This is a genomic window from Burkholderia sola, assembly GCF_905400185.1.
GTDB classification, from domain to species: Bacteria; Pseudomonadota; Gammaproteobacteria; order Burkholderiales; family Burkholderiaceae; genus Burkholderia; species Burkholderia sola.
Genome location: NZ_FR989675.1, coordinates 706,056 through 730,237, shown reverse-complemented (window position 1 = coordinate 730,237; position 24,182 = coordinate 706,056). Strand labels below are relative to the sequence as shown.

Annotated in this window: 20 protein-coding genes; 12 read left to right on the top strand and 8 right to left on the bottom strand. The window is 68.4% G+C overall.

The window, feature by feature from the left end; genetic code table 11:
- Positions 1-13: 13 nt before the first annotated feature.
- Complete coding sequence (locus KR541_RS03350) at positions 14-565, bottom strand: cob(I)yrinic acid a,c-diamide adenosyltransferase (RefSeq protein ID WP_050011780.1); 552 nt, start codon at positions 563-565, stop codon at positions 14-16.
- Positions 566-701: 136 nt separating this feature from the next.
- On the opposite strand from KR541_RS03350, the gene KR541_RS03345 reads away from it, so the two are divergent.
- The 6 genes from KR541_RS03345 to proC all read left to right on the top strand — a co-directional run bounded on the left by KR541_RS03345 (position 702) and on the right by proC (position 7,834).
- The gene (locus tag KR541_RS03345; RefSeq protein WP_050011781.1) at positions 702-2,111 is read left to right on the top strand and encodes an FAD-binding oxidoreductase; all 1,410 of its coding nucleotides are present in this window, start codon (positions 702-704) and stop codon (positions 2,109-2,111) included.
- Between the two features lie 38 nt (positions 2,112-2,149).
- Positions 2,150-3,643 (top strand): FAD-linked oxidase C-terminal domain-containing protein, encoded by a 1,494-nt coding sequence (locus KR541_RS03340; protein WP_050011782.1) that lies wholly within the window; start codon positions 2,150-2,152, stop codon positions 3,641-3,643.
- A gap of 184 nt (positions 3,644-3,827) precedes the next feature.
- The gene (glcE, locus tag KR541_RS03335; RefSeq protein WP_050011783.1) at positions 3,828-4,916 is read left to right on the top strand and encodes a glycolate oxidase subunit GlcE; all 1,089 of its coding nucleotides are present in this window, start codon (positions 3,828-3,830) and stop codon (positions 4,914-4,916) included.
- A gap of 7 nt (positions 4,917-4,923) precedes the next feature.
- A complete protein-coding gene (glcF, locus tag KR541_RS03330; protein ID WP_050011784.1) occupies positions 4,924-6,150 on the top strand; it encodes a glycolate oxidase subunit GlcF in 1,227 nt (408 codons plus the stop codon).
- A gap of 119 nt (positions 6,151-6,269) precedes the next feature.
- Complete coding sequence (locus tag KR541_RS03325) at positions 6,270-6,968, top strand: YggS family pyridoxal phosphate-dependent enzyme (RefSeq protein WP_089488620.1); 699 nt, start codon at positions 6,270-6,272, stop codon at positions 6,966-6,968.
- 53 nt (positions 6,969-7,021) lie between these two features.
- Positions 7,022-7,834 carry a pyrroline-5-carboxylate reductase gene (proC, locus tag KR541_RS03320; protein WP_050011785.1) on the top strand — a complete coding sequence of 271 codons (813 nt, stop codon included), beginning with the start codon at positions 7,022-7,024 and terminating at the stop codon, positions 7,832-7,834.
- A gap of 101 nt (positions 7,835-7,935) precedes the next feature.
- Here the strand turns inward: proC and ubiA are convergent, their stop codons facing one another.
- The 7 genes from ubiA to recG form a co-directional block, all read right to left on the bottom strand.
- Positions 7,936-8,799 carry a 4-hydroxybenzoate octaprenyltransferase gene (gene ubiA, locus KR541_RS03315; protein ID WP_050011786.1) on the bottom strand — a complete coding sequence of 288 codons (864 nt, stop codon included), beginning with the start codon at positions 8,797-8,799 and terminating at the stop codon, positions 7,936-7,938.
- Positions 8,800-9,006: 207 nt separating this feature from the next.
- Positions 9,007-9,495, bottom strand: coding sequence for a non-specific DNA-binding protein DpsA (gene dpsA / locus KR541_RS03310; protein WP_050011787.1), 489 nt, complete (start codon positions 9,493-9,495; stop codon positions 9,007-9,009).
- A 119-nt stretch (positions 9,496-9,614) separates the two neighbouring features.
- A complete protein-coding gene (locus tag KR541_RS03305; RefSeq protein WP_162838113.1) occupies positions 9,615-9,761 on the bottom strand; it encodes a hypothetical protein in 147 nt (48 codons plus the stop codon).
- 110 nt (positions 9,762-9,871) lie between these two features.
- Positions 9,872-12,058, bottom strand: coding sequence for a catalase/peroxidase HPI (katG, locus tag KR541_RS03300; RefSeq protein ID WP_050011788.1), 2,187 nt, complete (start codon positions 12,056-12,058; stop codon positions 9,872-9,874).
- A 100-nt stretch (positions 12,059-12,158) separates the two neighbouring features.
- Positions 12,159-12,287, bottom strand: a complete 129-nt coding sequence (locus KR541_RS36905; RefSeq protein ID WP_256975448.1) for a hypothetical protein — start codon at positions 12,285-12,287, stop codon at positions 12,159-12,161.
- A gap of 393 nt (positions 12,288-12,680) precedes the next feature.
- Positions 12,681-13,640: a LysR substrate-binding domain-containing protein gene (locus KR541_RS03295; protein ID WP_216089349.1), complete on the bottom strand. Its 960-nt coding sequence runs from the start codon at positions 13,638-13,640 to the stop codon at positions 12,681-12,683.
- A gap of 139 nt (positions 13,641-13,779) precedes the next feature.
- Positions 13,780-16,092, bottom strand: a complete 2,313-nt coding sequence (gene recG / locus KR541_RS03290; RefSeq protein WP_050011789.1) for an ATP-dependent DNA helicase RecG — start codon at positions 16,090-16,092, stop codon at positions 13,780-13,782.
- Positions 16,093-16,259: 167 nt separating this feature from the next.
- Between recG and queA the strand changes: the two genes are divergently transcribed.
- From queA to KR541_RS03260, 6 genes are all read left to right on the top strand, one after another.
- Positions 16,260-17,327, top strand: coding sequence for a tRNA preQ1(34) S-adenosylmethionine ribosyltransferase-isomerase QueA (queA, locus tag KR541_RS03285; RefSeq protein ID WP_089488177.1), 1,068 nt, complete (start codon positions 16,260-16,262; stop codon positions 17,325-17,327).
- A 227-nt stretch (positions 17,328-17,554) separates the two neighbouring features.
- On the top strand, positions 17,555-18,742 hold the full coding sequence (gene tgt / locus KR541_RS03280; protein ID WP_124630595.1) for a tRNA guanosine(34) transglycosylase Tgt: 1,188 nt from the start codon (positions 17,555-17,557) through the stop codon (positions 18,740-18,742).
- Between the two features lie 245 nt (positions 18,743-18,987).
- Positions 18,988-19,311: a preprotein translocase subunit YajC gene (gene yajC, locus KR541_RS03275; protein WP_006476868.1), complete on the top strand. Its 324-nt coding sequence runs from the start codon at positions 18,988-18,990 to the stop codon at positions 19,309-19,311.
- 106 nt (positions 19,312-19,417) lie between these two features.
- On the top strand, positions 19,418-21,439 hold the full coding sequence (gene secD / locus KR541_RS03270) for a protein translocase subunit SecD (protein WP_124630594.1): 2,022 nt from the start codon (positions 19,418-19,420) through the stop codon (positions 21,437-21,439).
- Positions 21,440-21,457: 18 nt separating this feature from the next.
- On the top strand, positions 21,458-22,408 hold the full coding sequence (gene secF / locus KR541_RS03265) for a protein translocase subunit SecF (protein WP_050011793.1): 951 nt from the start codon (positions 21,458-21,460) through the stop codon (positions 22,406-22,408).
- A gap of 219 nt (positions 22,409-22,627) precedes the next feature.
- Positions 22,628-24,172, top strand: coding sequence for a S41 family peptidase (locus tag KR541_RS03260; RefSeq protein WP_235356144.1), 1,545 nt, complete (start codon positions 22,628-22,630; stop codon positions 24,170-24,172).
- The last annotated feature ends 10 nt before the right edge of the window (positions 24,173-24,182 follow it).

Sequence of the window (24,182 nt, the reverse complement as noted above, 5' to 3'; positions counted from 1 at the left end):
GCGGGATGGCGCGTTAGCGGACGCGCTCGCGCTCCCACAGCACGTCGGCGCCGCCGCCGGCGCGGTTCAGCACGCGCGCCAGTACGAACAGCAGGTCGGACAGCCGGTTCACGTAACGCCGCGGCGCATCATTCAGCGTATCGGTGCGGCCGAGCGCGACGATCGAGCGCTCCGCGCGTCGGCACACGGTTCGGCACACGTGTGCGAGCGACGCCGCGCGCGAGCCGGCCGGCAGGATGAATTCCTTCAGCGGCGGCAGCGTCGCGTTGTAATCGGCGAGCCACTGGTCGAGGCGCGCGAGATGCGTGTCGTCGAGCACCGCGTGGCCGGGGATGCACAGCTCGCCGCCGAGATCGAACAGGTCGTGCTGGATCGTGACGAGCGCGGTGCGCACGTCGTCCGGCAGCGGCTCGGCCAGCAGCACGCCGAGATTCGAGTTCAGTTCGTCGACGTCGCCGATCGCGGCGATCCGCGCGTCGTCCTTGCCGATGCGCCGTCCGTCGCCGAGGCCGGTGGTGCCGTCGTCGCCCGTGCGCGTCGCGATCTTGCTCAAGCGGTTGCCCATGCGAATGTCCTCTCGTGCGCGGCCGCGACGCGGCCCGGTTGGCTGGAACGCGATTATCGCAGCCCGCGGCGGGAGGCGCAGCAGGCGTTACAGCGTAGAATGGGCCGACAGTATGACAAGCAGTCAGGAGACATTCGTGAACCACCCTGCCCCGCCGGCCGCCACGCGCCGCCCGCTGCCCCCCGCCATGCTCGATGCGCTGCGCGCCGCCTTCGGCGAGCGCGTGTCGACCGCCGACGCAGTCCGCGCCCATCACGGCTGCGACGAATCCCCGTTCGATCCGCAACTGCCCGACGCCGTCGTGTTCGCGCGCAGCACCGACGACGTGCGCGAAGTCGTGTCGCTGTGCTCGCTCTACAGCGTGCCGCTGATCCCGTACGGCGCCGGCTCGTCGCTCGAAGGCCACCTGCTCGCGGTGCGCGGCGGCGTGTCGCTCGACCTGTCGGAAATGAACCGCGTGCTGTCGATCAACGCCGAAGACCTGACCGTGACGGTCGAGCCGGGCATCACGCGCAAGGCGCTCAACGAAGCGCTGCGCGACACCGGCCTGTTCTTCCCGATCGACCCGGGCGCCGACGCCAGCATCGGCGGGATGACCGCGACCCGCGCATCCGGCACCAATGCCGTGCGCTACGGCACGATGCGCGAGAACGTGCTCGGCCTCACCGCGGTGCTCGCGGACGGCCGCATGGTCAAAACCGGTTCGCGCGCACGCAAGTCGTCGGCCGGCTACGACCTCACGCGCCTGTTCGTCGGGTCCGAAGGCACGCTCGGCGTGATCACCGAGATCACGCTGCGCCTGCACCCGCTGCCCGAAGCCGTATCGGCCGCGATCTGCACGTTCCCGACGATGGGCGACGCGGTGCGCACCGTGATCGAGACGATCCAGATCGGCGTGCCGATCGCGCGCGTCGAATTCGTCGACGCGCTGGCCGTGCGCTCGATCAACCGTCACTCGAACCTGACGCTGGCCGAAGCGCCGACGCTGTTCTTCGAATTCCACGGCACCGACGCCGGCGTGAAGGAACAGGCCGAACTCGTGCAGGCGCTCGCCGGCCAGAACGCCGGCCAGGGCTTCGAATGGGCGACGCGCCCCGAGGATCGCACGCGGCTCTGGTCCGCGCGCCACAACGCGTACTTCGCGATGCTGCAGTTGAAACCCGGCTGCCGTGCGGTAACGACCGACGTGTGCGTGCCGATCTCGCAGCTCGCCGCGTGCGTCGAGGAAACCGAGGTCGACCTGCGCGCGTCGTCGCTGCCCTGCCCGATCGTCGGCCACGTCGGCGACGGCAATTTCCACGTCGCGATCCTGATCGATCCCGACAAGCCCGAGGAGCTCGCCGAAGCCGAACGCATCAACGACCGGATCGTCGAGCGCGCGCTGCGGCTGGGAGGCACCTGCACGGGCGAGCACGGCGTCGGGCTGCACAAGATGCGCTTCCTGCCGCAGGAGCACGGCGACAACGCGATCGACACGATGCGCGCGATCAAGCTCGCGCTCGATCCGCGCAACCTGATGAATCCGGGCAAGATTTTCACGTGCTGACCCGGCGGCGCGACATCGCGCCCCACGCTGGAGACCTCATGAACGCTCCCGTCGAACTGTCGAGCGCCGCACGCGCGCAGCGCCAGCGCGAAGTCGTGCAGGCGCTGATGGCCGTGCTGCCGACGCACTGCCTGCTGTACCGCGACGAGGACACGGCGCCGTACGAATGCGACGGCCTGTCCGCCTACCGCCGGCTGCCGCTCGCGGTCGCGTTGCCCGAGACGGAATCGCAGGTGCAGCGGATCGTGCAGATCTGCCGCCGCATGGAAGTGCCGATCGTGCCGCGCGGCGCCGGTACGAGCCTGTCGGGCGGCGCGCTGCCGATCGCGCTCGGCGTCGTGCTGTCGCTCGCGCGCTTCACGCGCATCGTCGAAGTCGACCCGTACGCCCGCACCGCGACCGTGCAGCCCGGCGTGCGCAACCTCGCGATCTCGGAAGCGGCCGCGCCGTACGGCCTGTATTACGCGCCCGATCCGTCGTCGCAGATCGCGTGCACGATCGGCGGCAACGTCGCGGAAAACTCGGGCGGCGTCCACTGCCTGAAATACGGGCTGACCGTGCACAACGTGATGCGCGTGCGCGCGGTGACGATCGACGGCGAGGTCGTCGAATTCGGCTCGCTCGCGCTCGACATGCCAGGCCTCGACCTGCTCGCGGTGATGATCGGCAGCGAAGGGATGTTCGCGATCGTCACCGAGGTCACGGTGCGGCTGATCCCGAAGCCGCAGACCGCGCAGCTCGTGATGGCGAGCTTCGACGACGTCGTCAAGGGCGGCGAGGCGGTAGCGGCGATCATCGCGTCGGGCATCATCCCGGCCGGGCTCGAGATGATGGACAAGCCGGCCACGCAAGCCGTCGAGGCGTTCACGCACGCGGGCTACGACCTCGACGCGAAGGCGATCCTGCTGTGCGAATCGGACGGCACGCCGGAAGAAGTCGCCGAGGAGATCGTGCGGATGACCGCCGTGCTGCGCGAACACGGCGCGACGCGCATCCAGGTGTCGCGCAACGAACACGAGCGGCTGCGCTACTGGTCGGGCCGCAAGAACGCGTTCCCGGCCGCCGGCCGCATTTCCGCCGACTATTACTGCATGGACGGCACCGTGCCGCGCCGCGCGATCGGCCCGCTGCTCGCGCGCATCGAGCAACTCGAAACGCGCTACGGGCTGCGTTGCATCAACGTGTTCCATGCGGGCGACGGCAACATGCATCCGCTGATCCTGTACAACGCGAACGATCCGGACGAGCTGCACCGCGCCGAGCAGTTCGGCGCGGAAATCCTCGAATGCTGCGTGGAATTCGGCGGCAGCGTGACGGGCGAGCACGGCGTCGGCATCGAAAAACTCAATTCGATGTGCGTGCAGTTCTCGCCGCAGGAGCGCGATGCGTTCTTCGCGGTCAAGCGCGCATTCGATCCGGCCGGGCTGCTGAACCCGGACAAGGGCATCCCGACCCGCGCGCGCTGCGCCGAATACGGTCGCCAGCACGTGCGCGGCGGGCTGCTGCCGCACCCCGACCTGCCGCGTTTCTGAACGGCGCACGCGTCGCGGCTCCGCACCGGCGGCCGCGGTGCGGGGCTCTGCCGCGCCCGCGCGGCGCGGTCGCGCGCCGGCGCCGGCATGCCGCACGCGAGACGGGGCTTAGGGATAGTCGCGATGTGGAATCGCGCCACCCCGGTACAATCGACCGAACAACAAGTCGAGGCAGCAACAGAACATGGAAGAGGACGACATCGTCGCCGGATGGGCCGAGCGCGTTCGCGCGGCCAGTGCCGACGGCCGGCCGCTGCGGATTCGCGGCGGCGGCACCAAGGACTGGTACGGCCAGGCGCTCGACGGCGAAATACTCGACACGCGCGCGTTTCAGGGCATCGTGTCGTACGACCCGGCCGAGCTCGTCGTCACGGTCCGCGCGGGCACGCCGCTCGCGCAGCTTGAAACCGTCCTCGCCGAGTGCGGCCAGATGCTGCCGTTCGAGCCGCCGCATTTCGGCCGCGCGGCCACCGTCGGCGGCTGCGTCGCGGCCGGCCTCGCGGGCCCGCGCCGCGCCACCTGCGGCGCACCGCGCGATTTCGTGCTCGGCGTCACGCTGATGAACGGCCGCGGCGACATGCTGCGCTTCGGCGGGCAGGTCGTGAAGAACGTCGCCGGCTACGACGTGTCGCGGCTGATGGCCGGCGCGCTCGGCACGCTCGGGCTGATGCTCGACCTGTCGATCAAGGTACTGCCGATGCCTGTCGCCGAGGTCACGCTGAAGTTCGAGATGACCGCGACCGACGCGGTGCGCAAGCTCAACGAATGGGGCGGTCATCCGTTGCCGGTCAGCGCGAGCGCGTGGCGCAACGGCACGCTCGTGCTGCGCCTGTCGGGCGCGGAAGCCGCCGTCAAATCCGCGAAAACGCTGCTCGGCGGCGAAGTCGTCGACGCGGTCGAGGCCGAGCGCTTCTGGGCCGGCCTGCGCGAGCACACCGACCCGTTCTTCAACGGCATCCCGCCCGGCTACGCGCTGTGGCGCCTGTCGCTGCCGTCGATCACCGAACCGATGCACCTGCCCGGCACCCAGTTGATGGAATGGGGCGGCGCGCAGCGCTGGTGGATCACCGACGCCGACGCGCAGACCGTGCGCATGAGCGCGAAGCAGGCCGGCGGCCATGCGACGCTGTTCCGCGCGGGCGATACCTACGACCGCAGCGCGGGCGTGTTCACGCCGCTGCCCGCGCCGATGATGAAGATCCACCGCGGGCTGAAAAGCGCATTCGATCCCGCGCGCATCTTCAATCGCGGCCGGCTGTACCCTGATCTCTGAGGGATCGATGCAAACGAATCTCGCCGATTTCATCCGCAACACGCCCGACGGCGACGAGGCCGACGCGATCCTGCGCAAGTGCGTGCACTGCGGGTTCTGCACCGCGACCTGCCCGACCTATCAACTGCTCGGCGACGAACTCGACGGCCCGCGCGGCCGCATCTACCTGATCAAGCAGATGGTCGAAGGCGCGGCCGTCACGCGCAGCACGCAACAGCACCTCGACCGCTGCCTCACGTGCCGCAGCTGCGAGACGACCTGCCCGTCCGGCGTCCAGTACGGCCGGCTCGTCGAGATCGGCCGCAAGCACGTCGAGGCGCAGGTGGAGCGCCCGGCGCAGCAGCGGCTGATGCGCCGCGTACTCGCGAGCGTCGTGCCGAACGCCGCGCTGTTCTCGCCGGTGATGCGGCTCGGCCAGCACGTGCGGCCGCTGCTGCCGAAGCGGCTGCGCGACAAGGTGCCGCCGCGCACGCGGCTGCTCGAATGGCCGCATCGCACGCATACGCGCAAGATGCTGATGCTCGGCGGCTGCGTGCAGCCGTCGATGCTGCCGAACATCAACATCGCGACCGCGCGCGTGCTCGACGCGCTCGGCATCGAGACGGTCGTCGCGCCCGACGCGGGCTGCTGCGGCGCGATCCGCCTGCACCTGAACTATCACGACGAAGCGCTCGACGACGCACGCCGCAACATCGACGCGTGGTGGCCGCACGTCGAACAGGGCGTCGAGACGATCGTGATGAACGCGTCGGGCTGCGGCGCGACGGTGCTCGAATACGCGCACCTGCTGCGCGACGATCCGGCCTACGCGGAAAAGGCGCAGCGCATCGTGTCGCTGACGCGCGACATCTCCGACGTGCTGCTCGCGTTCGAGGCCGAACTCGCGACGATCGCGCGGCGCCGCGCGATCCATACGGTCGCGTACCACCCGCCGTGCACGCTGCAGCACGGCCAGCAGTCGCGCGGCAAGGTCGAGCGCCTGCTGGAGACGCTCGGCATCGACGTGCGGCTGCCGGCCGACAGCCACCTGTGCTGCGGCTCGGCCGGCACCTACTCGCTGACGCAGCCGTCGCTGTCGTACCGGTTGCGCAAGCAGAAGCTGCTGAAGCTGCAGGCGCTCGAACCGCAGATGATCGTGTCCGGCAACATCGGCTGCATCGCGCATCTGCAGAGCGGCACGCAGGTGCCGGTCGCTCATTGGGTCCAGCTCGTCGAGCATTTGCTGTACGGCTAGAGGCTGTTCACGCCGATAACGGGCGGGCGCGCGGCGTCCGTATAATGAGCGGATCGATGCGCCGCGTGTCGCCGCGCATCGGCTTCATGTCCGCTTCCGTGCCTGCTTTCGTGCTCGCCATGTCCGATCTCGCCGCCCGCCTCGACTCCGTTCACCGCCGCATCGCCGACGCCGCCCGCGCGGCCGGCCGCGATCCCGCCACCGTCTCGCTGCTCGCCGTGTCGAAGACGTTTCCGGCCGACGACGTGCGCGCCGCGCATGCGGCCGGGCAGCGTGCGTTCGGCGAAAACTACGTGCAGGAATCGATCGACAAGATCGACGCGCTCGCCGACTTGCGCGCGAGCCTCGAATGGCATTTCATCGGGCCGCTGCAATCGAACAAGACGCGCGCCGTCGCCGAGCGCTTCGACTGGGTCCATTCGGTCGACCGGCTGAAGATCGCGCAGCGCCTGTCGGAACAGCGCCCCGCGCATCTGCCGCCGCTGAACGTGTGCGTGCAGGTGAACATCAGCGGCGAGGCGTCGAAGAGCGGCGTCGCGCCGGCCGACGTGGCCGAGGTCGCACGTGCGGTCGCCGCGCTGCCGTCGCTGCGGCTGCGCGGCCTGATGGCGATTCCCGAACCGGCCGGCGACACCGACGCGCAACGCGCGCCGCATCGCGCGCTGCGCGCGTTGTTCGACGCGTTGCGCGCCGACGGCCTGCCGCTCGACACGCTGTCGATGGGCATGTCCGCCGATCTCGACGCTGCGGTGCTCGAAGGCGCGACGATCGTGCGCGTCGGCACCGCGATCTTCGGCGCGCGCGATTACGCGCACTGAGCGCCGCGCTCTTTTCCGCCTTTCCGTCCACTCACTCGCTCATTCCCGACATCATGAAAATCGCATTCATCGGCGGCGGCAACATGGCCGCGGCCCTGATCGGCGGCCTGATCAAGCGCGGCGTCGCCGCGGACGGCCTGTACGCCATCGACGTCAACGAGGACGTCCGCGCGCGCGCCGCGCAGCAGTTCGGCATCCGTACCGGCGCGGCCGTCGACGCGACGCTCGCCGACTACGACGCGATCGTGCTCGCGGTGAAGCCGCAGGTGCTGCACGACGTCGCGCAGGCGCTCGCACCGCACCTGAAGTCGCAGCTCGTGATCAGCATCGCGGCCGGCATCCGCGGCACGGATCTCGCCCGCTGGCTCGGCGGCTACGCGCGCGTCGTGCGCACGATGCCGAACACGCCCGCGCTGGTCGGCATGGGCGTGACGGGCCTCGCCGCGCTGCCGGGCGTCGACGCGGCCGGCCGCGAACTCGCGTCGGACGTGCTCGGCGCGGTCGGCGAGATCGTGTGGTTCGACGACGAAGCGCGGCTCGACGCGGTCACCGCGATTTCGGGCAGCGGCCCCGCGTACGTGTTCTATTTCATCGAAGCGCTGCAGGAAGCCGCGCGCCGTCTCGGCATGAACGACGAGCAGGGCCGCGCGCTCGCGGTCGCGACGTTCACGGGCGCCGCGCAGCTCGCCGCGCAATCGGGCGAACCGGCGAGCGTGCTGCGCGAACGCGTGACGTCGAAGGGCGGCACGACCGCCGCCGCGCTCGCGGCGTTCGACGCGCAGGCCGTGAAGGAAGCGATCGTGCGCGGCGCGCTCGCGGCCGAAGCGCGGGCGAAGGAAATGGGCGACGAGCTCGGCCGCGCGTAAGCGCGACAGCGGCGCCGGTTTGGCCGGCGCCGGACGTAAAAAAAGCGACCGTCGGGTCGCTTTTTCGTTGGCACCGCGCGAAAAGACGCGCGCAGTGTCGGTCAGTTGCCGGCCAGCAGGTAATGCACGGCGATGCCGGCGAACAGCACACCGCCGAGCCAGTTGTTGTGGCGGAACGCCGCGAAGCACGGCATCCGTTCGCGATCCTTGATCAGCGTGTAGTGATACAGCGCGCAACCGACCGCCGCCGCCCAGCCCGCCCAGTACGCGAGGCCGAAGCCGAGCGTCACGCCGATCCACACGTAGATGCCGAGCGTCGCCGCGTAGCACGCCATCACGGCCGCGACGTCGAAACGGCCGAACGTCAGCGCGGACGTGCGGATGCCGATCTTGATGTCGTCGTCGCGATCGACCATCGCATATTCAGTGTCGTACGCGACCGACCAGAAGATGTTCGCGACCAGCATCACCCACGCCAGCATCGGCACCGTGTCCTGCACGGCCGCGAACGCCATCGGGATGCCGAAGCCGAACGCGATGCCGAGATACGCCTGCGGAATCGCGAAGAAGCGCTTCATGAACGGATAGGAGCCGGCGACGAACAGCGCGACGACCGACAATTCCTTCGTCAGCGTATTGAGCGGCAGGATCAGCAGGAACGCGATGAACGACAGCCCGACCGCGATCGCGACGGCTTCCCATGCGCGGATCTTCCCCGACGTCAGCGGCCGGTCGGCCGTGCGCTTCACGTGGCGGTCGAAATCGCGGTCGGCGTAGTCGTTCATCGCGCAGCCGGCCGAGCGCATCAGCAGCGTGCCGAGCGTGAAGATCACGAGCAGCGGCCAGCGCGGGTGGCCGTCCGACGCGATCCACAGCGCGTTGAGCGTCGGCCACAGCAGCAGCAGGCTGCCGATCGGCTTGTCCATCCGGACGAGCCGCAGATACAGGGGAAAGCGGGCAAGCATGGCGAAGCACCGGGAAGAGAATCCCGGCATTTTAGAGCCGACCGGTGCTCCGCGTCATGTCGGCGCGGCCCGCGGCCGGCGGTCGTGGCGGGCCGGCTGGCCGCCGCGGCCCGCTGCGCGCGGCCGTGCCGCTGTGCGCATCATTCAGGGGCCAGATTCCAGGCCGCCCCGGATTGGGCCAGCCTGCCGCCCCCGGCCGCGCCGGGCTTATGCAAGCAGCGACCGCAGCATCCATGCGGTCTTTTCATGCGTCTGCAGGCGCTGGGTCAGCAGATCGGCGGTCGGCTCGTCGCTCGCCGCGTCGGCGATCGGGAAGATGTCGCGCGCGGTGCGCACGACCGCCTCGTGCCCTTCGACGAGCTGGCGAATCATGTCCTCGGCGGCCGGCACGCCCTTCGCTTCCGGCACCGACGACAGTTTCGCGAATTCGCCGAACGTGCCGGGCGCGACGACGCCCAGCGTGCGAATGCGCTCGGCGACGGAATCGACCGCGAGCCACAGTTCGTTGTACTGCTCCTCGAACATCAGGTGCAGCGTGTTGAACATCGGTCCGGTCACGTTCCAGTGGAAATTGTGGGTCTTCAGGTACAGCGAAAACGTATCGGCGAGCAGGCGCGACAGGCCGTCCGCGATGTTCTTGCGGTCCTTGTCGCTGATACCGATGTTGATCTGCGTGGCGTTGCCTTTCTTGGCCATCTTCGGGACTCCTCATTCGACATGTTGAACCGGCGAAAATGCGTCGAGCAATCCGCATGCCGTGTCGCGCGGCATGCGTTCGCGACTCGCCATTCTAGCGTCGCGAATCGGGCGTCGCACTACGCGAGCGCATGCAGCGCCTGCGCGGCCAGCTCCGCCGCCCCGCCGACGACGATCGCGAAGCCGACCCCGTAGCGCGCCAGCTCCGCCGGCGAGCGCAGAATGGGCGACGCGGCCGCGCGCACGTTGAGCATCATTTGCGTCATGGTCGTCACTCCTTTGACAAGACATCGTTCAGAGAAGAAACGGCCGGTCGCTGGACCGGCCGTTTCACGTTGCTGCATGACTGCGTGACTGCATCAGCACGCGGCCGGGTTCATGCGAGGTCGAAGCGGTCGAGGTTCATCACCTTGTTCCAGGCCGCCACGAAATCCCGCGCGAACTTCTCCTTCGCATCCGCGCTGCCGTACACCTCGGCCAGCGCGCGCAACTGCGAGTGCGAGCCGAAGATCAGGTCGACGCGCGTGCCCGTCCACTTGACCGCACCCGTCGCGCGGTCGCGCCCTTCGAACACGTCGTTCGCTGCCGATACCGGCTTCCATTCCGTGCCCATGTCGAGCAGGTTCACGAAGAAGTCGTTCGTCAGCGTTTCCGGACGATCGGTGAACACGCCATGCTTCGCGCCGCCGGCATTCGCGCCGAGCACGCGCAGGCCGCCGACGAGCACCGTCATCTCCGGCGCGCTCAGCGTCAGCAACTGGGCCTTGTCGACCAGCAGCGCCTCGGCCGGCGTCTTGTACGCATGCTTCAGGTAGTTGCGGAACCCGTCCGCCACCGGCTCGAGCACGGCCATCGCTTCGACGTCGGTTTCTTCCTGCGACGCATCCGTGCGGCCCGGTGCGAACGGCACCGTAATCGCGACACCGGCGTGCTTCGCCGCCTGCTCGACGCCGGCCGCACCGGCCAGCACGATCAGGTCGGCCAGCGACACCTTCTTGCCGCCCGTCTGCGCATCGTTGAACGCCTTCTGCACGCCTTCGAGCGTTTCGAGCACCGCCGCGAGCGCCGCCGGCTGGTTCACTTCCCAGTCCTTCTGCGGCGCGAGGCGGATGCGCGCACCGTTCGCGCCGCCGCGCTTGTCCGAGCCGCGGAACGTCGCCGCCGACGCCCATGCGGTCGACACGAGCTGCGACACGGACAGGCCCGTGGCCAGCACCTTCGCCTTCAGCGCGGCGACGTCGGCGGCGTCGATCAGCGGGTGATCGACGGCCGGGACCGGGTCCTGCCACAGCAGGTGTTCCGCCGGCACGTCCGGGCCGAGGTAACGGGAACGCGGGCCCATGTCGCGGTGCGTGAGCTTGAACCACGCGCGTGCGAACGCGTCGGCGAATTCGGCCGGATTCTCGTAGAAGCGGCGCGAGATCTTTTCGTAGGCCGGGTCGAAACGCAGCGACAGGTCGGTCGTCAGCATCGTCGGACGATGCTTCTTCGACGCGTCGTACGCATCGGGAATCACTTCGCCGGCATCCTTCGCGACCCACTGGTGCGCGCCGGCCGGGCTCTTCGTGAGCTCCCACTCGTAGCTGAACAGGTGCTTGAAGAAGTCGTTGCTCCACTGCGTCGGCGTCGACGTCCACGTGACTTCGAGGCCGCTCGTGATCGTGTCCTTGCCCTTGCCCGTGCCGAACGTGCTCTTCCAGCCAAGGCCCTGCTGCTCGATGCCCGCGGCTTCCGGCTCGGGGCCGACGTTCGACGCCGGGCCGGCGCCGTGCGTCTTGCCGAACGTGTGGCCGCCCGCGATCAGCGCGACCGTTTCCTCGTCGTTCATCGCCATCCGCGCGAACGTCTCGCGGATGTCGTGCGCGGCGGCGACCGGGTCCGGGTTGCCGTCCGGGCCTTCCGGGTTCACGTAGATCAGGCCCATCTGCACCGCGGCGAGCGGGTTTTCGAGCTCGCGCTTGCCCGTGTAGCGGCTGTTCGGGCCGCCGCTCAGTTCCAGCCAGATCTTTTCCGAACCCCAGTAGACGTCGTCCGGTTCCCACGTGTCGGCGCGGCCGCCCGCATAGCCGAACGTCTTGAAGCCCATCGATTCGAGCGCGACGTTGCCGGTCAGGATCAGCAGGTCGGCCCACGAGATGTTGCGGCCGTACTTCTGCTTGATCGGCCACAGCAGGCGGCGCGCCTTGTCGAGGCTCACGTTGTCCGGCCAGCTGTTGAGCGGCGCGAAGCGCTGCTGCCCGCCGCCCGCGCCGCCGCGGCCGTCGGCCGTGCGGTACGTGCCGGCGCTATGCCATGCCATGCGCACGAACAGGCCGCCGTAGTGGCCGAAGTCGGCCGGCCACCAGTCCTGCGACGTCGTCATCAGCGCGTGCAGGTCCTGCTTCACCGCGGCGAGATCGAGCTTCTTGAACGCTTCCGCGTAGTCGAAATCGGGGTCCATCGGATCGGATAGCGCCGAATGCCGATGCAGGACGTTGAGGTTCAGCTGATTCGGCCACCAGTCCTTGTTCGTCGTGCCGCTGCCTGCGGTGTGGTTGAACGGGCACTTCGTTTCGTTCGACATGCTTTTTCTCCTTGTCTTGCTCGTAGGCCCCCACGTGCCGGGCGCGGTTCGTGGAGCATTGCGGGGGGATGAAACGGAACAGGCGGTTCCTCCTGTCGTACTACGGGATGTCGCGCGCGGCCTGCGACACGCATTCCCGTTGCCACGCGCCGCAGGCGGGGCGCTCGCGGAAGGGGCTGCCGGCACGCGTCGTGCCGGCGAGGCGGCCGGCTTGTCGGGTATCGGACATGCAATGCTTCCTCATGGCTCGACGGCGGGTGAATCGGGGGAACACAGGACCGGCGTGCGGCGGCACTCATCCGCCATACACACGGTCCGCCAGGTATGCGAACGCAATCGGGCGCAGGCTGCGAACCGCCGCCCTGGCGCGATGTACGACCGTGTCGCGCGACGGGGTGTTCCGCTGCGCGTGCTGCAATACCGACCGCATCATGACATCCTCCTTTGACGCTTGCATTCAACCTGCATCCCGAACGTCGGCGCGACGCCGATCCATGGAGAGGATTCTATCTATATCTATCAATTATTTGAATTTGATAAATTTCATCTATGCGATAGGGAAAAATAAACGGGGTCGCACGACCCCGTTCATCACGCTGCCACACACGCCTGCGCCAACGCGTCAGTTCATCGTGGCCGGCATGTCGAGCTTCGCGACACCCGGCAACTCGCACGCGGCGATCGCGTCGCTGATCGCGTCGATCGCGGGCATCCGTGTGAAGCTCTTGCGCCACACGAGCACCACGCGGCGGTCGGGCACCGGTTCGTTGAACGGCACGTACGACAACAGCTCGGCGTCGGGCCCGTTCGCGCGCGGGCCGACCTCGGCGACCGACATCCGCGGCAGCACGGTGATGCCGACGCCGCTCGCGACCATGTGGCGAATGGTTTCGAGCGACGAGCCCTCGAAGGTCTTCTGGATGCCGTCGGCCGTCTGCGAGAAGCGCATCAGTTCCGGGCACACGCCGAGCACGTGATCGCGGAAGCAGTGGCCGTTGCCGAGCAGCAGCATGGTTTCCTGCTTCAGGTCCTCGGCGTCGATTTCGTCGCGCTTCTCCCACGGATGGCCGGCCGGCAGCGCGACGACGAACGGCTCGTCGTACAACGGCCGCACCATCAGGCCGGTTTCGGGGAACGGCAGCGCCATGATCGCGGCGTCGATCTCGCCCTGCTTCAGCAGTTCGAGCAGCTTCAGCGTGTAGTTCTCCTGCAGCATCAGCGGCATCTGCGGAACACGGTGGATCATCTGCTTGACGAGCGTCGGCAGCAGGTACGGCCCGATCGTGTAGATCACGCCGAGGCGGAACGGGCCGACGAGCGGGTCCTTGCCCTGCTTCGCGATCTCCTTGATCGCGAAGGTCTGCTCGAGCACGCGCTGCGCCTGGGTGACGATCTGGTCGCCGATCGGCGTCACGCTCACTTCGCTCGCGCCGCGCTCGAAAATCTGCACGTTGAGCTCGTCTTCGAGCTTCTTGATCGCCACCGACAGCGTCGGCTGGCTCACGAAGCACGCTTCGGCCGCGCGGCCGAAATGCCGCTCGCGCGCGACCGCGACGATGTACTTCAATTCAGTCAGGGTCATTGTGGGTCAATCAGGGATATACAGGCGATAGGTTTAATTTATACACCGGTTGGCACCGGTTCGCCAAGTTTCTCTGCATCGCGATGCGTCGAGTGGCGGCTTTCGTGGCGGCTTTCGATCCGGCCCCAGGGCCGGTCGATCAGGCTTTCAGGTACTGCTCGCGCGCGCCGAGCCAGCGCGCGAGATGCTGGGTGACGACCTCCGGATACGCGGCAATCAGCCGCGCGGCGGCCTCGCGGGCCGGATCGATCAGCCAGCCGTCGGTCTCGAGGTTCGCGAAGCGCAGCATCGCCGCGCCCGACTGGCGCGCGCCGAGGAATTCGCCGGGGCCGCGGATTTCGAGGTCGCGCCGCGCGATCTCGAAGCCGTCGGTCGTCTCGCGCATCGTCTTCAACCGCTCGCGGCCCGCGATCGACAGCGGCCCGGTGTACAGCAGCACGCACACCGACGCCGCGGTGCCGCGCCCGACGCGGCCGCGCAACTGGTGCAGCTGCGCGAGGCCGAAACGCTCGGCGTGCTCGATGACCATCAGCGACGCGTTCGGCACGTCGACGCCGACCTCGATCACGGTCGTCGCGACCAGCAGCTGCACTTCGTTGCGCGTGAACGCGTCCATCACGGCCGCCTTGTCGGCCGGCGACAGCCGGCCATGCACGAGGCCGACCTTCAACTCGGGCAGCGCCGCGGCCAGCGTCTCGTAGGTTTCGACGGCCGTCTGCAGTTGCAGCGTCTCGCTCTCCTCGATCAGCGGGCACACCCAGTACACCTGGCGCCCGGTCAGCGCGGCCTCGCGCACGCGGGCGATCACCTCGTCGCGCCGCGCGTCGCCCACCAGCCGCGTCAGCACCGGCGTGCGACCCGGCGGCAGCTCGTCGATCGTCGACACCTCGAGATCCGCGTAGTACGTCATCGCGAGCGTGCGCGGAATCGGCGTGGCCGACATCATCAGCTGGTGCGGCTGGAAGTCGCGCGCGCCGTTGGCCGCATTCGCGGCCTTCGCGCGCAGCGCGAGACGCTGCTCGACGCCGAAGCGGTGCTGCTCGTCGACGATCACGAGGCCGAGCCGCGCGAATTCGACCGTGTCCTGGATGATCGCGTGCGTGCCGATCACGAGCTGCGCGGTGCCGAGCGCGGCCGCCTCGATCGCCGCGCGTTTCTCCTTCGCTTTCAGGCTGCCCGCGAGCCACGCCACCGTGACGCCGAGCGGCTCGAGCCATGCGCGCAGCTTGCGCGCGTGCTGTTCCGCGAGGATTTCGGTCGGGGCCATCAGCGCGGCCTGGTAGCCGGCGTCGATCGCCTGCGTGGCGGCCAGCGCCGCGACGACCGTCTTGCCGCTGCCGACGTCGCCCTGCAGCAGCCGCTGCATCGGGTGCGCGAGCGTGAGGTCGTGCGCGATCTCGTCGACGACGCGCGCCTGCGCGCCCGTCAGCGTGAACGGCAGCGCCGCGTAAAAGCGCGTGGTCAGTGCGTCGGCATCGGTCGCGGTGCGGCGCGGCATCGCGGGCGCGGCGCGCGTGCGGCGCTCCTCGTGCGCCCGCTTCAGCGACAGCTGCTGCGCGAGCAGCTCCTCGAACTTGATGCGCGTCCACGCAGGATGCGAGCCGTCCATCAGCGCGGCTTCGTCCGAATCGACGCGCGGGTGGTGCAGGATGCGCACGGCCTGCTCGAGCGACGGCACGTCGAGCGGCTTCAGGTAATCGCGCTGGATCTCGGGCGGCAGCAGTTCGGGCAGCGGCGTGCGTTCGACCGCGTTCTCGATCGCCTTGCGCAGATACGCCTGCGACACGCCGGCCGTACTCGGATAGACGGGCGTGAGCACCTGCGGCAGCGGTGCGTCGGCTTCGACGACGCGCACGGCCGGATGCACCATTTCCATCCCGAAGAAGCCGCCGCGCACGTCGCCGCGCACGCGCAGCCGCTGGCCGACGGCCATCTGCTTGACCTGCGACCCGTAGAAATTCAGGAAGCGCAGCACGAGCTGCTCGCCGTCGTCGTCCTGGATCTTCACGACGAGCTGGCGGCGCGGCCGATACGCGACCTCGTTGTCGAACACGACACCTTCGGTCTGCGCGATGCCGCCCGGCAGCAACTCGCCGATCGGCGTGAGCGTGGTCTCGTCCTCGTAGCGCATCGGCAGGTGCAGCACGAGATCGATCGAACGCGTGAGGCCGAGCTTCGCGAGCTTGTCGGCGGTTTTCACGGGCTTGTCGGCGACTGCCTTTTTCTTGCGCTTCGCACCGGCCGCGCCGGCTTCGTCGCTCGCGGCGGCGCCGTCGGCGTCGGGCGCGGCGGCCGCGGGCTGCGCGAGCCGGCCGTCGGCGCCGCGCTTCGGGCCGGTGCGGCGCGCGCCGGGGCCCGATGCGGCCGGCGCGGGCGTGGCGGCATCGTCCGCGTCGAACGGATCGGCGGAATCGGCAACGGCAGCGGGGGAACGGCGTGGTGACACAGGCATCGGATCGTCTGGGTGCTTCGCAAGGCAAGTACAATAGCGGCTTTCACGTCGTCCGAACGAACGACGCCGGCCAGGCCGCGCATCCCGTCATCATAGCGGCTCGCGCGCCCCAATTACGCGTTTCCGCCCTGCCGGCGACGCCCGCCGGCCGCTTCGAACCAGCCCGCATGTTCACGCTTTCCGATTTCGATTTCAATCTGCCGCCCGAGCTGATTGCACAAACCGCGCTGCCCGATCGCACCGCGAGCCGCCTGCTCGAGGTGGATCGCACCGTCGAGCCCGCACGCCTCGTCGACCGCCATTTCGCCGAGCTGCCGGCGTGCATCGCGCCCGGCGACCTGCTCGTGTTCAACGATACCAAGGTGCTGAAGGCGCGTTTCTTCGGCCAGAAGGCCAGCGGCGGCAAGATCGAGGTACTGATCGAGCGCGTGACCGGCACGCACACGGCGCTCGCGCAGATCCGCGCGAGCAAGTCGCCGGGCGCCGGCACGACGCTGCGTCTGGCCGACGCGTTCGACGTGACGGTCGGCGAGCGCGTCGAGCCGTTCTTCACGCTGCACTTCCCCGCGCCGTGCCTGGACCTGATCGAACAGTACGGCCGCCTGCCGCTGCCGCCGTATATCGAGCACGATCCCGACGCGACCGACGAAACGCGCTACCAGACTGTCTACGCGAGCAATCCGGGCGCGGTCGCAGCGCCTACGGCCGGGCTGCATTTCGATCAGCCGCTGCTGGAGAAGCTCGACGCGATGGGCGTCGAGCGCGCGACGCTGACGCTGCACGTCGGCGCCGGCACGTTCCAGCCGGTGCGCGTCGACAACATCGCCGAGCACAAGATGCACAGCGAGTGGTACGACCTGCCGCAGTCGCTCGTCGACAGGATCGCCGCGACCCGCGCACGCGGCGGCAACGTGATCGCGGTCGGCACGACGTCGATGCGCGCGCTCGAAGCCGCGGCGCGCAGTGCCGACGAAGCGGGCCGCGCGCTCGCGGCGACGCAGGCCGAAACCGACATCTTCATCACGCCCGGCTACCGTTTCCGCGTGGTCGACCGGCTCGTCACGAATTTCCACCTGCCGAAATCGACGCTGCTGATGCTGGTGTCCGCGTTCGCGGGCGTCGAGACGATCCGCGCCGCGTACCGGCACGCGATCGCCGAACGCTACCGGTTCTTCAGCTACGGCGACGCGATGCTGCTCACGCGGCGCGACACGCCGGAGACGTCGGGCGCGTAAGCGCAGTCCGCAGCATGGGCTTGATGCGCACGACGGCCAGCGCGTCGCACGGCCACCGCGCCCTTTTTTGCGTTGCGTGCGCTACTCTGGCGCGCACCCGCTTTTTCCCGCCACCGGATTCCCGGCGGCGTTTCCAACATGCGCCGGGCTTGCGATCCGGAGTCAGCGCTTCAGCGCATACTCCGGTCCCATGCAGAGCTTTTTCCGGTAGCGAGGAGAACAACACGATGACCGAAGGTTCATCCCACGATACGCACGCCCCCGTGCAGGACCGCCCGGCCAACGGGCTCGAATTCGAATTGCTGACGACCGACGGCCACGCGCGCCGCGGCCGCGTGAAGCTCAATCACGGCACGGTCGAGACGCCCATCTTCATGCCGGTCGGCACGTACGGCACCGTGAAGGCGATCCAGCCGCGCGAGCTGCACGAGATCAAGGCCCAGATCATCCTCGGCAACACGTTCCACCTGTGGCTGCGCCCGGGCCTCGACACGATCGACGCGCACGGCGGCCTGCACGGCTTCATGGGCTGGAACAAGCCGATCCTGACCGACTCGGGCGGCTTCCAGGTGTTCTCGCTCGGCGACCTGCGCAAGATCACCGAGGACGGCGTCACGTTCGCGTCGCCGATCAACGGCGACAAGCTGTTCCTGTCGCCGGAAGTGTCGATGCAGATCCAGAAGGTGCTGAACTCGGACATCGTGATGCAGTTCGACGAATGCACGCCGTACGCGACCAACGGCGTGCCGACCACGCACAAGGAAGCGGCCGACTCGATGCGCATGTCGCTGCGCTGGGCGAAGCGCTCGCTCGACGAATTCGACCGGCTCGGCAACCCGAACGCGCTGTTCGGGATCGTCCAGGGCGGGATGTTCGAGGACCTGCGCGACGAATCGCTCGCGGGCCTCGCCGAACTCGGTTTCCACGGCCTCGCGATCGGCGGGCTGTCGGTGGGCGAGCCGAAGGAAGACATGATGCGCGTGCTGCGCCACGTGGGCCCGAAGCTGCCGGCCAACAAGCCGCACTACCTGATGGGCGTCGGCACGCCGGAGGACCTGGTCGAGGGCGTCGCGAACGGCATCGACATGTTCGACTGCGTGATGCCGACCCGCAACGCGCGCAACGGCTGGCTCTTCACGCGCTTCGGCGACGTGAAGATCCGCAACGCAACGCACAAGAATTCGCTGAAGCCGCTCGATTCGACCTGCTCGTGCTACACCTGCCAGAATTTCTCGCGCGGCTACCTGCATCACCTGCACCGGGTCGGCGAGATCCTCGGCGCACAGCTGAACACGATCCACAACCTGCACTACTACCTGCAGCTGATGAGCGAGATCCGCGACGCGATCGAGACGCATACGTTCGACGCATTCCGGCAGCGTTTCGCGGAGGATCGGGCCAGAGGGGTCGACTGACGGGCCGCCCCATAGGACACGACCTAAAAGAAAGCCATATCCAATGGGACACGCACCAAAAAACCCGATCCAACCGCCGGACGGGGCCGCCAAACATTACAATTGCCTTTCCAGACAAGTCGCAACGGTATCGGATCATGCTTTAACAGCTTGATCCGCAAGCGCATTTGCTGCGCCGTTTGCGCATGGGGCCGGTGGTAGAATAACCGGCTTATTTTTCGATCTTCCCCTACGGAGAGACCAACGTGCCGTTCATTTCCAATGCCTTCGCGCAAGGTGCCGGTGGCGCCGAATCGAGCCTGATGAGCTTCCTGCCGCTCATCCTGATGTTCGCGGTGCTGTACTTCATCATGATTCGTCCGCAGATGAAGCGCCAGAAGGAACACCGCAACATGCTCGCGGCCATGGCGAAGGGCGACGAAGTCGTCACGAGCGGCGGCCTCGTCGGCAAGGTGACGAAGGTCACCGAAGGCTACATCGGCGTCGAAATCGCCGAAGGCACCGAAATCACCGTGCAGAAGGCTGCCGTCACGACCATTCTGCCGAAGGGCACGATCAAGTCGCTGTAAGGCTTACACCGAGCGTCCGGCTCCCCGCGACGTGCCCGCCTGAGAGAGCGGGCCGCCGCGGCGCCGGACGCGACGCTTTCACGCCAACCACCCGTTCGGCCCCCTCATGAATCGTTACCCACTCTGGAAATATGTCGTGATGGTCGTGGCGCTCGCCATCGGCCTTCTGTACACATTGCCCAACTTCTTCGGCGAAGCGCCGGCGGTGCAGGTGTCGAGCGGCAAGGCCACGGTCAAGCTCGACTCGACCACGCTGACCCAGGTCGAATCGGCGCTCGCGTCCGCGCAGATCAAGCCGGACGACATCACCTTCGAGAACACGGCGACCGGCGCGAACATCCGCGTGCGCCTGAAGGACACCGATACGCAGCTGCGCGTCAAGGACCTGCTGCAGAAATCGCTGAACACCGACCCGAACGATCCGCAGTACGTCGTCGCACTGAACCTGCAGAGCGCGTCGCCGCGCTGGCTGACCGCGCTGCACGCGCTGCCGATGTATCTCGGCCTCGACCTGCGCGGCGGTGTGCACTTCCTGCTCCAGGTCGACATGACGGGCGCGCTCACGAAGAAGCTCGACTCCGACGCGTCCGACGCGCGCACGCTGCTGCGCGACAAGAACATCCGCGACGGCGGCGTGAGCCGCGTCGAGCAGTCCGTGGTCGTCAACTTCAGCGACGCGCAGACGGCGGAAGACGCCCGCAAGGCGCTCGCCGCGTCGATCACCGAGCTGCAATGGGCGACCCAGCCCGGCGGCGGCGGCACGCAAGTCGTCGGCACGTTCACGCCGGCCGTGCAGAAGGCCGTCGAGGACGCCGCGCTCAAGCAGAACCTGACGACGCTCCACAACCGCGTGAACGAGCTCGGCGTGTCCGAGCCGATCCTGCAGCAGCAAGGCAGCGACCGCATCGTCGTCGAACTGCCGGGCGTGCAGGACACCGCGAAGGCGAAGGACATCATCGGCCGCACCGCGACGCTCGAGGCGCGCCTCGCCGACCCGATCAACACGCACCCGAACCCGAACGACCCCGTGCCGCCGGGCGAGGAGCTGTTCACGCAAGGCAACCAGGCGCCCGTGCTGCTGAAGAAGGACGTGATCTTCACCGGCGACCGCATCATCGACGCATCGGCCGGCTTCGACGAACACCAGCGTCCGTCGGTCAACATCCGCCTCGATTCCGCGGGTGGCCGCGCGGTGCGCACGGTGTCGCGCGAGAACATCGGCAAGCCGATGGCGATGGTGCTGTTCGAGAAGGGCAAGGGCGAAGTGTTGACGGTCGCGACGATCCAGTCCGAACTCGGCGACCGCTTCCAGATCACGGGCCAACCGACGCCGCAGGCCGCGGCCGACCTCGCGCTGCTACTGCGCGCCGGTTCGCTCGCCGCGCCGATGGACATCATCGAGGAACGCACGATCGGCCCGAGCCTCGGCGCGGACAACATCAAGATGGGCATCCACTCGGTGATCTGGGGCTTCTGCGCGATCGCCGTGTTCATGATCGCGTACTACATGCTGTTCGGCGTGGTGTCGGTGATCGGCCTGTCGGTGAACCTGCTGCTGCTCGTCGCCGTGCTGTCGCTGATGCAGGCGACGCTGACGCTGCCCGGTATCGCGGCCATCGCGCTCGCGCTCGGTATGGCGATCGACTCGAACGTGCTGATCAACGAGCGCGTGCGTGAAGAACTGCGCGCCGGCCAGCCGCCGCAGCTCGCGATCCAGGCCGGCTACGCGCATGCATGGGCGACGATTCTCGACTCGAACGTCACGACGCTGATCGCCGGCCTCGCGCTGCTCGCGTTCGGCTCGGGCCCGGTTCGCGCGTTCGCGATCGTGCACTGCCTCGGCATCCTGACGTCGATGTTCTCCGCGGTGTTCTTCTCGCGCGGGATCGTCAACCTCTGGTACGGCGGCCGCAAGAAACTGAAGTCGCTCGCGATCGGCCAGGTGTGGAAGCCGGAAGGCGCGGCGGCCGCCGCGTCGTTCACCGACGCGGACGAATCGACCGACACCGCGCGCGCCGCGAAGCTCGCCGCCCCGGCGAAGGGCAACGTGCCGCGCGCCGGCAAGCCGCAGTTGCGCAACCGCGCGCAGCAACGCGTGTCGCCGAAGAAACCGGGCTCGACCCAATAAGGCCCCGGAGACGAAGCCATGGAATTTTTCCGCATCCGTAAAGACATTCCGTTCATGCGGCACGCGCTGGTGTTCAACGTGATCTCGCTGGTCACGTTCCTCGCCGCCGTGTTCTTCCTGTTCCACCGCGGGCTGCACCTGTCCGTCGAATTCACTGGCGGGACGGTGATCGAGGTGCAGTACCAGCAGGCCGCGGAGCTCGAGCCCGTGCGCGCGACGCTCGGCAAGCTCGGCTACGCCGACGCGCAGGTGCAGAACTTCGGCACGTCGCGCAACGTGCTGATCCGCCTGCAGCTGAAGGAAGGCCTCACGTCCGCGCAGCAGAGCGACCAGGTGATGGGCGCGCTGAAGGCGCAGAGCCCGGACGTCACGCTGCAGCGCGTCGAGTTCGTCGGCCCGCAGGTCGGCCGCGAGCTCGCGACCGACGGGCTGCTCGCGCTCGCGTGCGTCGTGATCGGCATCGTGATCTACCTGTCGTTCCGCTTCGAATGGAAGTACGCGGTGGCGGGCATCATCGCCAACCTGCACGACGTCGTGATCATTCTCGGCTTCTTCGCGTTCTTCCAGTGGGAGTTCTCGCTGGCGGTGCTCGCGGCGATCCTCGCGGTGCTCGGCTACTCGGTCAACGAGTCGGTCGTCATCTTCGACCGGATCCGGGAAACGTTCCGCCGCGAACGCAAGATGAGCGTGCAGGAAGTGATCAACCACGCGATCACGACCACGATGTCGCGCACGATCATCACGCACACGTCGACGGAAATGATGGTGCTGTCGATGTTCTTCTTCGGCGGCCCGACGCTGCACTACTTCGCGCTCGCGCTGACGGTCGGCATCATGTTCGGCATCTACTCGTCGGTGTTCGTCGCGGGCTCGCTCGCGATGTGGCTCGGCATCAAGCGCGAAGACCTGATCAAGGACAAGAAGACCGCGCACGATCCGGACGATCCGAACGCGGGCGCGCAGGTTTGAGCGCCACGCCGTTTCGGCATCGAAGCAAAACCGGCCCGTTTGGGCCGGTTTTTTTATGGGCGGGCCGCCGCCATGCGGCACGCAAACGGCTCGATCGGCGCCGTCGCGAGCGTCGGCTACAATCGTCACCGCCCTGCCCCGCCGCATGCCGGCCGCGCGCGTGAACCGGGCAAGCCCCCTCGTCACCCGTCCGAACGTGCGGTTCCGATGATGCTTCCCATGCCTGTCGTTCGTCGCCTCATCGTCTGCGCAGCCGCCGCGGCCACGTTCCCGTATGCGCCGCTCGTCGGTGCGCAACCGGCATCCGCGCCGCCCGCCGCTTCGCTGCCTGCCGCTTCACCCGCCGCCGCTTCGGTGCCCGCCACCCAACCGCCGTCGCCCTGCCCGCCCGACTGGGAGCGGCAACTCTGCGAACTGAAGGCGGCCGTCGAAGTGCTGAAGCGGCAACACCTGACCGACGTCGACATCGGCGCGCTACTCGACGCCGCCACCCACGAAGGCATCAAGACGCTGCCGTACGCGCGCTTCTTCAACGCGAAGGAAGAGCAGGAACGGCGCGACGACGAGCGGCGCGCGCGCGACGGCACGCCGGGCATCGGGATCGTGTTCGAGACGCGGCCCGACGGGCTGCACATCATCGACGTGATTCCCGATGCGCCGGCCGAAAAGGCCGGCGTGCGGCCCGACGATCTCGTCGTCGCGATGAACGACAAGAGCGTCGTCGGCCTCGACGGCAGCGCGCTGCCGAAGCTCACGAAGGGCGACGCGGGCGTGCCGCTGAAGCTCACGGTGCAGCGCGGCCCGACGCATGCGGTGCTGAGCTTCGCGCCCGTGCGCGCGATCGTCAAACCGCATCCGGCGACCGCGAAGCGGCTCGACGGCGACGTCCTGTACACGCGGCTGTCGAGCTTCCCGGAGCCGGCGGTCGGCGACTATATCGACGCGGTGCAGGCCGCGCGCCGCGCGGGCCCGCCGGTGAAACAGCTGATCCTCGACCTGCGCATCAACGGCGGCGGCGCGCTCAATGCGGCGATCGGCATCACCGCGCTGTTCGCGGGACGCGACCGCACCGCGATGGTGACGGTCGAGCGCGACGGCACGCACCGCCGCCGCTACACGACCAACTGGCCCGACTACGAACTGCCCGTCATGCGCGGGCAGGATCCGCTCGCGCCGCTGCAGGCCGACGACTGGTGGCGCACCGTGCCGCTCGTCGTGCTCGTCGACGGGCAGAGCGCGTCGGCCGCCGAAGCAACCGCGGCGGCGCTGAAGGATCTCGGCCGCGCGCAACTGCTCGGCATGCCGACCTACGGGAAAGGGCTCGCGCAGACGGGCGTCGACCTGATCGACGGCACGCGCCTGAATTTCACGTTCGCGCGCAACCTGCGGCCGAACGGCTGCCCGATGGATGGTTACGGCGTCGTACCGAACTGGCTCGTGCCGCCGCGCCAAGATGCGGACGTCGACGGCGTGTTGCTGTGGTATCGCGAAGTCGATCTCTCGCGCGCGCCGTACGCGGACCGGCAAGCGCCCGATCCGTTCGCGCAGGTGCGCAAGGCGCGGCAGAGGCGGCGCGACGAGCGCGTGCGCGCGAAGGTCGATACGGCAAGGAGCGCGGCGCTGCCGCAGCGCGCCTTCGGCACGGCCGCCGACTGGCAGCTCCGGCAGGCGCTCAATGCGCTCGCCGGCCGCCCGGTGCGGACCATCGCCGCGCCCGCGCAATTGATGCCGGCGCAGCCGGTATGCGAGCGCGGCGACAACTGACGCGCCGCCC